This is a genomic window from Streptomyces sp. S6 (assembly GCF_054880855.1).
The window spans coordinates 1-6,960 of sequence record NZ_JBTYMC010000330.1 but is presented as its reverse complement, the minus strand read 5'-3'; the positions used below and the strand labels follow the sequence as shown (position 1 = coordinate 6,960).

Genomic DNA, 6,960 nt, shown 5'->3' with positions numbered 1-6,960 from the left:
GGCGCGGGTGCCCGGCGCACTCGCCGGGCGGGGCCTCACGCGCCTCCTCACCGAGGGCGGGCCGCGTCTGCTCGGCCAGTTCGTCGCCGCCGGGGTCCTCGACGAGCTGTGCCTCGCGCTCTCGCCGGTGCTCACCGCCGGAGGGGCCCAGCGGATCACCGACGGACCGCCCGTCGAGGTCCCGGCGCGCTTCGCACTGACGTCCCTTTTGGAGGAGGACGGGTTCCTCTTCGGGCGGTATCAAAGGGGAGTGGGGGGTTCCGGAACGTGAGCCCGACACCCCGGAGCTGTCAAAAAGGCGGAATGTGTCGTTCCGTTTAGCTCGGGGTGGGCAGACTATGACTCGGCAGAACCCGTGCGAGCACGGGGAAGGATGGTTTCCGCAGGGCCACGGGGGTCCTCGAAGGAGAAGCGGGGTACTGGTGTTCACAAGCGTTCTGATGATCGAGAAAGCTCTGACGTCCGCCGACGTCGAGTTCGTCACGACCCTGCACGGCGACGAGCCCGTCACCTTCCACGTGCTGCTCCAGCCTCGCGGGGACCAGGCGGACCGGCTGCTGCGGGCCATCGACGACGTCGCCCTCGGCGAACTCGACGAGGCCGTCCACGAGCGGAACACCCCCGAGGGGGACGCCGCGCGGAGCGTGGGGCAGCAGGCGCTCGACGTTTCCCTCACGGCCCTGCGCGCGGCCGGCAGCACGGCCGAGGGGCGGCTGGTGGAGGACCATCCGCTGGACGCGCTGAAGGGCGTCGTCGACGAGGTGGGAGCGGACGAGGTGATCGTCCTCACCGATCCGCACTACGTCGAGGAGTTCTTCCACCGCGACTGGGCCTCGCGGGCGCGGCACAAGGTGGGGGTGCCGGTGCTGAAGCTGTTCTCGCACAGCAAGGTGTAGAGCCCTGAGGGGCATGCCCCGGCTAGGGTTGGGCCGACTGACCTGTTCTGGCTCGACCTCTGGAGTACCCGCCATGGCACCCGGCCTTCCCGCCTCCCTCGAACGTCCGCACTTCATCGGGATCGGCGGGGCCGGGATGTCCGGGATCGCCAAGATCCTCACCCAGCGCGGTGCCAAGGTCGCCGGGAGCGACGCCAAGGAGTCGGAGACGGCGCAGGCGCTGCGGGCGCTCGGCGCGACCGTCCACATCGGGCACGCCGCCGGCCACCTCGCGGACGACGCCAGTGCCGTCGTCGTCTCCTCGGCGATCCGCGCGGACAACCCCGAGCTGGTGCGCGCGGCCGAGCTGGGGGTGCCGGTCGTGCACCGGTCCGACGCGCTCGCCGCGCTGATGGACGGGCTGCGGCCGATCGCCGTCGCGGGCACGCACGGCAAGACCACGACGACCTCGATGCTCGCGGTCTCCCTGTCCACGCTGGGCCGCGAGCCGTCGTACGCGATCGGCGGGGACCTGGACGCGCCCGGGTCCAACGCGCTGCACGGCGCCGGGGAGATCTTCGTCGCCGAGGCCGACGAATCCGACCGCAGCTTCCACAAGTACGCGCCCGAGGTGGCGATCGTGCTCAACGTGGAGCTGGACCACCACGCCAACTACGCGTCCATGGAGGAGATCTACGACTCCTTCGTCACCTTCGCGGGGCGCATCGTGCCCGGCGGGACGCTCGTCGTCTCCGCCGACCAGGAGGGGGCGCGGGAGCTGACGCGGCGGGTGGAGGGCGTGCGGGTCGTCACCTACGGCGAGGCCGCCGACGCCGACGTCCGGGTGCTGTCCGTCGTCCCGCAGGGGCTGAAGAGCGAGGTGACGGTTCTGCTGGACGGGCGGGAGCTGACGTTCACCGTGTCCGTGCCCGGGCGGCACTACGCGCTGAACGCGGTCGCCGCGCTGACGGCGGGGGCGGCGCTGGGGGTGCCCGCCGAGGAGCTGGCGCCCGCGATCGCGTCCTACACCGGGGTCAAGCGGCGTCTCCAGCTGAAGGGGGAGGCCGCCGGGGTGCAGGTCATCGACTCCTACGCGCACCACCCCACCGAGATGACCGCCGACCTTGAGGCGATGCGCGCCGCCGCCGGGGACTCCCGGATCCTCGTGCTCTTCCAGCCCCACCTCTTCTCCCGGACCCAGGAGCTCGGCCGCGAGATGGGCGAGGCCCTCTCCCTCGCCGACTCCTCCGTCGTCCTCGACATCTACCCCGCCCGCGAGGACCCGGTCCCCGGCGTCACCAGCGCCCTGATCATCGACGCGGCCCGTGCGGCCGGCGCCGACGTCACCGCCGTCCACGACAAAGCCTCCGCACCGGCGCTGGTCGCGGGAATGGCGAAGCCCGGTGATCTCGTTCTCACCATGGGCGCGGGTGACGTGACCGACCTGGGCCCGGTGATCCTGGACCACCTGTCTCGGCAGTAGAAGGGGCTGACATGTCGTACGACGTCGAAAAGACCGACGAGGAATGGCGCGCGGAGCTGAACCCGGCGGAGTACGCGGTGCTGCGGCAGGCCGGGACCGAGCGGGCCTTCACCGGCGAATACACCGACACGGAGACGGTCGGCGTGTACTCCTGCCGCGCCTGCGGCGCCGAACTCTTCACCTCCACCGAGAAGTTCGCCTCCCACTGCGGCTGGCCGTCCTTCTACGACCCCAAGGACACGGAGGCGGTCGAACTGATCGCGGACCGGTCTCATGGGATGGTGCGGACGGAGGTGCGGTGTGCGCGGTGCGGGTCGCATTTGGGGCATGTGTTTGAAGGTGAGGGATATGCGACGCCGACTGATCAGCGCTATTGCATCAACTCGATTTCGTTGAGGCTGACGCCGACGGAGGGCTGACGCTCATGGAGGTGGGTGCGGTGACGTGTGGGGGGTTCGATTGTCACCGCACCCGGTCGCGCCGGGTATTTCTTACCGCTGCGTCAGTACTGGGATGCAGATGTTGAGCGTGACGACAGCGAAGTGGAACAACGAGCTGTACAAGACCACTCCCGACTTACACGAACCCCCAAGGGGCGAATAAAGGGTCGAGTAAGTCCTACGTGATACTTGTCGAGGTTGGCAAATCGGGGTGTGGTGTCCAACCGGATCAGCTACGCGGATCCGTTCCCCGCCTCTTCCGTAGGTGCGCCAGACTCGTTCGCGCCCCCGCCGCCTCGTGTGCGGCCCCGGTTCGGTCGGCCAGTGTGATGGCTTCCGTGAGGTGGGTCTCCGCTGCTTCCGACTGCCCCAGCTCTTGCTCGGCGAGGGCCAGCGCGTGGAGCGCCTGGGCTGCTTGGTGGGAGGCGCCGACGCTGCGCGCCATCTCCAGAGCGTGGCTGTGCCGGTCGGCGGCCTCGGCGAAGCGCTTCGCCGCGTGAAAGGCGGTTCCCATGGCGTGCAGGGTTTCCGCGGCGTTTTTTCGGGCGCCGAGTCGACGGAATATACCCAGGGAATCCTGATACAGGTCAAGCATTTCGGTGAGGTCTCGCGGTGATTCCATGGTGTTCGCGAGGTTGACTTGAGTGACTGCTATTTCCGAGGGGATTTTCATCTCGCCGAGAATCGCCAGTGATTCGTGCAGGAGTTCTCGAGCGGCGGGTGATTTTCCGGTGTGCAGTCTGAGGTCGGATAGGTTGTTCAGTGTGCACGCGTAGCGATACATGTCCATCGACCGGAAGCCGGTGAGTGCGGCTTCGAAGTTTTCCTCTGACTTGGTGAAATTTCCCAGATAAAGGTGAGTTATGCCCATGTTGTTCTGGCAGCGGGCGATCTGCCACCTGTCGCCCGTCTCTGTGTGCAGTGCGAGCGTCCGGGCCTGATAGGACAGCGCTTCCGGTAGTTCACCCAGGTGCCAGTAGAGGGTGCCGAGTTGGTGGAGCGTCTCGGCGGTCGCCTCGGTGTCGGAGGTGGTTTCGGCACCGGCCAGAGCCCGGGTGTAGGCGGTGAGGGCCTCGTCGTAGCGATTGCACGAGGTCAGGGAGTTGCCGAGGTCGATCAGGGCATGCACCTCGTGGTGCCGGTCGGAGATGTCGCGCCAGTGTTCGGCAGCAGCCGCGTGCATGCGCCAGGATTCGGTGGAGTGGCCGTCGTCGTCGAGGAACGCGGCGAGGGAACTGGCGAGGAGGGCGGCCTCGCGGGGGTGTCCGCTGGTCCGGCAGTGACGTTCGGCGGCCATGAGGGCGATGCGCTCGGCCGCCAGCCAGTCACGGGCCGAGGCGGCGTCGGTCCAGTGGGGAAGAGAGCGGTCTGAGGGGTGGGCGCGGTCCGCGCGCAGACGGCGGGGATAGGCCAGCCGGTCCGCCGCGTCGGCTGCCTGGAGGCTGAATTCGGCCAGCCGGAAGACGGCTTGTTCTCTGGCGGATGCGGATTCCTCGGACAGGGCCAGGGTGCGCGCGTATTCACCGAGCAGGTCGTGCAGCGTGAAACGCTCGGTGGCCGGCTCCTGTATCAGGTGCGCTTCCAAGAGCGATTCGAGAATGCTCTCCGCGGTGTCGTACGGAAGATCGGCGAGGGCCGCCACGGCATACGCGTCGATCGTCGGACCTAACCGGAGTCCCAGAAACCGGAAAACTTTCCGTTCTTCGGACGCCAGTGCGCGGAACGAGATGTCGAATGCCGCGGCGATGCTTCCCCGTGCGCCGTCCCTGATCTCTCTGAGGCGGTCCTGGCTCCGGGTGAGGCGGCGCAGGAGATGAGCGGTGGTCCAGGTGGGGCGGGAGGCGAGACGGCCTGCGACCAGCTCTATGCCCAAAGGGAGATGGCCGGTCAGACGGACGATGTCGGCGACCTCGTTGGCCTGCTCCGTCCGCTCGTGCCCGGCCACCGACCGGAAGAGGGCGATCGCGTCGGTGGTGGGCAGGACGTCCAGTTCGACGGAGCGCAGGCCGGGCAGGCCGGTGAGGCGTCGGCGGCTGGTGACGAGGACCAGCGAGGGGGAAGGGCCGGGCAGGAGGGCGCGGAGCTGCTCCGTGTCGCGTACGTCGTCGAGGATCAGGACGGCCCGGCGGCTGTCCAGGAGTCCGCGCCACAGGGCGGCGAGGGCGTCGGGGTCGGCGGGCAGTGACGAGGCCGGGACGCCGAAGGCGCGGACCAGCGCCGTCAGAGCGGAGGTGATGGTCAGCGGCTGCTGGCCCGGGGAGTGGGTGCGCAGGTCGAGGTGGAGGAGGCCGTCCGGGTAGTGCGGGGCGAGGTTTTCGGCCGCGTGGAGCGCGACCAGCGTTTTTCCGACCCCGGCCATGCCGGACACGGTTTGGAGGGCGATGATGTGCCGGGGTGCCGAGACTTGCGTGGCGTGCCGCACGATTTCCGCCAACTCCGCCTTCCTGCCCACCAGTTCGGCATGGCTCGGCAGCGTGCGGGGTGCCGCGACGGTGGGCTCGGGGCGGTTCAGCAGGGTGTCGACGGGGACCCCGTTGAGGATGAGGTGGTGCAGGCGGGTGAGCGCCTCGCCCGGGTCGGCGCCCAGTTCCTCTGTGAGGCGGCGGCGGATCGTGTCGTACACGTGCAGCGCGTCCGCGAGGCGCCCGCAGCCGTAGGCGGCCGTCATGAGGCGGGCGGCGATCGCCTCGTCGGCGGGGTGGTCGTCGGCGAGGGCTGTCAGGTCCGGGACGAGGTCGGCGAAGTGACCCTCGCGCAGCCCGATGTCGGCGCGGATGAGCTGCGCGGAGAGGCGGCGTTCGGTGAGGACGCCCCGGATGTTCTCGGCCCACAGCCCCGGCAGCCCGGCCAGCGGTTCGCCCCGCCACAGCGTCTCCGCCTCGCTCAGCAGGCTCAGCGCCTGCTGGTCCGCACCCCGGTCGGACAGCGCGCGGGCCTGGGTGAGGAGGTGGTGGAAGCGGTGGCTGTCCACGTGGTCCGGGTCGATGTCCAGGAGGTAGCCGTGCGCCCGCTGGACCAGGCAGCCCTCGGCGTCCACGTCCCGCAGCCTGCGACGGATGCGGGCGATGTACGTGTAGAGGTTGGCGAGCGGCCGGGCGGGCGGCGTGTCGTCCCACAGGCGCTGGACCAGGGCGTCGGTGGAGACGGGGCGGCCCGCGTCGAGGGCCAGGCAGCCGATGATCACCGCGTCTTTTGTCGAACCGAGTGTTTCGATCTGTTGGTTCCCGTGCAGTTCCACCGATCCCAGCACGCGAATCCGTAAGTCCACCGGTTCCTCCGTTCGAGGGTCGAACCACACTTCGGAGGAGATAAGAATTACATGTGATCGTAAGTGTTCACATGCGAAAGTCGGTTGACATTATTTATGGCCAATTCCTGTTCGTTTCTCTTTGGGTGTGGGCGATCAGGGTAGGAATGGCATATGCCCGAGCCCCCGCACGACAACCACGACGACCACGCCGCCCGGGTCGAGAACCGCATCGGCACCTCCGCACGCCTCACCGGTCCCGTCGTCCAGGCCCGGGACGTCTCCGGCGGCATCCACTTCCACACCCCGGCCACCCCGGCCGTCCCCCGCCAACTGCTCCCCGCACCCGGCCACTTCGTCAACCGCACCGGCGAACTCGACCTGCTCGAAGGGCTCGTGGCGGACGGCGGCCCCGTGACCGTCGTCCTGAGCGGCCCCGCCGGGATGGGCAAGACGACACTGGCCCGGCGCTGGCTCCTCGGCCGGGTGGCGGAGTTCCCCGACGGACAGGTGTACGCCGACCTGCGCGGCCACTCACCCGAAGGACCCGCGAGCCCCGGCGAACTCCTCCTCGAACTGCTCCGCTCCTTCGGCCACGACCAGGTGCCGGCCGACCTCAACAGCCGGATGGCGCTGTGGCGTTCGGCGACAGCGGGACGCCGCATGGCACTGCTCCTCGACAGTGCCCGCAGCGCCGCACAGGTACGCCCCCTGCTCCCCGGATCCGCCGCCGCGGTGACCGTCGTGACGAGCCGCAGCCGCCTCACCGGACTCGGCCCCGAAGGCGCCTCCTTCCTCGAACTTCCCGCACTGGCCACCCGGGAGACCATGGAACTGCTCAGCCGCCGCGTCGGCGCGGACCGCGTCCAGCGTGAACCCGAGGCCGCGCTCGCCATGGCACGCGCCTGCGCCGGC

At 69.3% G+C, this 6,960-nt stretch carries 5 protein-coding genes and 1 pseudogene; 5 read left to right on the top strand and 1 reads right to left on the bottom strand.

Going from position 1 to position 6,960, the window contains the following annotated elements; translation table 11 throughout:
- The 4 genes from ACVNF4_RS30080 to msrB form a co-directional block, all read left to right on the top strand.
- On the top strand, nt 1-271 hold a 271-nt coding region (locus ACVNF4_RS30080), incomplete at its 5' end, for a dihydrofolate reductase family protein (RefSeq protein WP_461806037.1).
- A gap of 151 nt (nt 272-422) precedes the next feature.
- Nucleotides 423-896 carry an indole-3-glycerol phosphate synthase gene (locus tag ACVNF4_RS30075; RefSeq protein ID WP_461806036.1) on the top strand — a complete coding sequence of 158 codons (474 nt, stop codon included), beginning with the start codon at nt 423-425 and terminating at the stop codon, nt 894-896.
- Between the two features lie 73 nt (nt 897-969).
- Nucleotides 970-2,358, top strand: a complete 1,389-nt coding sequence (gene murC, locus ACVNF4_RS30070) for a UDP-N-acetylmuramate--L-alanine ligase (RefSeq protein ID WP_461806035.1) — start codon at nt 970-972, stop codon at nt 2,356-2,358.
- Between the two features lie 11 nt (nt 2,359-2,369).
- Nucleotides 2,370-2,777 (top strand): peptide-methionine (R)-S-oxide reductase MsrB, encoded by a 408-nt coding sequence (msrB, locus tag ACVNF4_RS30065; protein WP_461806034.1) that lies wholly within the window; start codon nt 2,370-2,372, stop codon nt 2,775-2,777.
- 250 nt (nt 2,778-3,027) lie between these two features.
- Here the strand turns inward: msrB and ACVNF4_RS30060 are convergent, their stop codons facing one another.
- Nucleotides 3,028-6,066 carry a BTAD domain-containing putative transcriptional regulator gene (locus tag ACVNF4_RS30060; RefSeq protein WP_461806033.1) on the bottom strand — a complete coding sequence of 1,013 codons (3,039 nt, stop codon included), beginning with the start codon at nt 6,064-6,066 and terminating at the stop codon, nt 3,028-3,030.
- Between the two features lie 153 nt (nt 6,067-6,219).
- On the opposite strand from ACVNF4_RS30060, the pseudogene ACVNF4_RS30055 reads away from it, so the two are divergent.
- Nucleotides 6,220-6,960: pseudogene (locus ACVNF4_RS30055) on the top strand (tetratricopeptide repeat protein); the annotation flags it as partial.

Bases quoted from the DNA above. Each gene is read 5' to 3' on its own strand.
- murC (WP_461806035.1), top strand. From the start codon at position 970: ATGGCACCCGGCCTTCCCGCCTCCCTCGAACGTCCGCACTTCATCGGG.
- msrB (WP_461806034.1), top strand. From the start codon at position 2,370: ATGTCGTACGACGTCGAAAAGACCGACGAGGAATGGCGCGCGGAGCTG.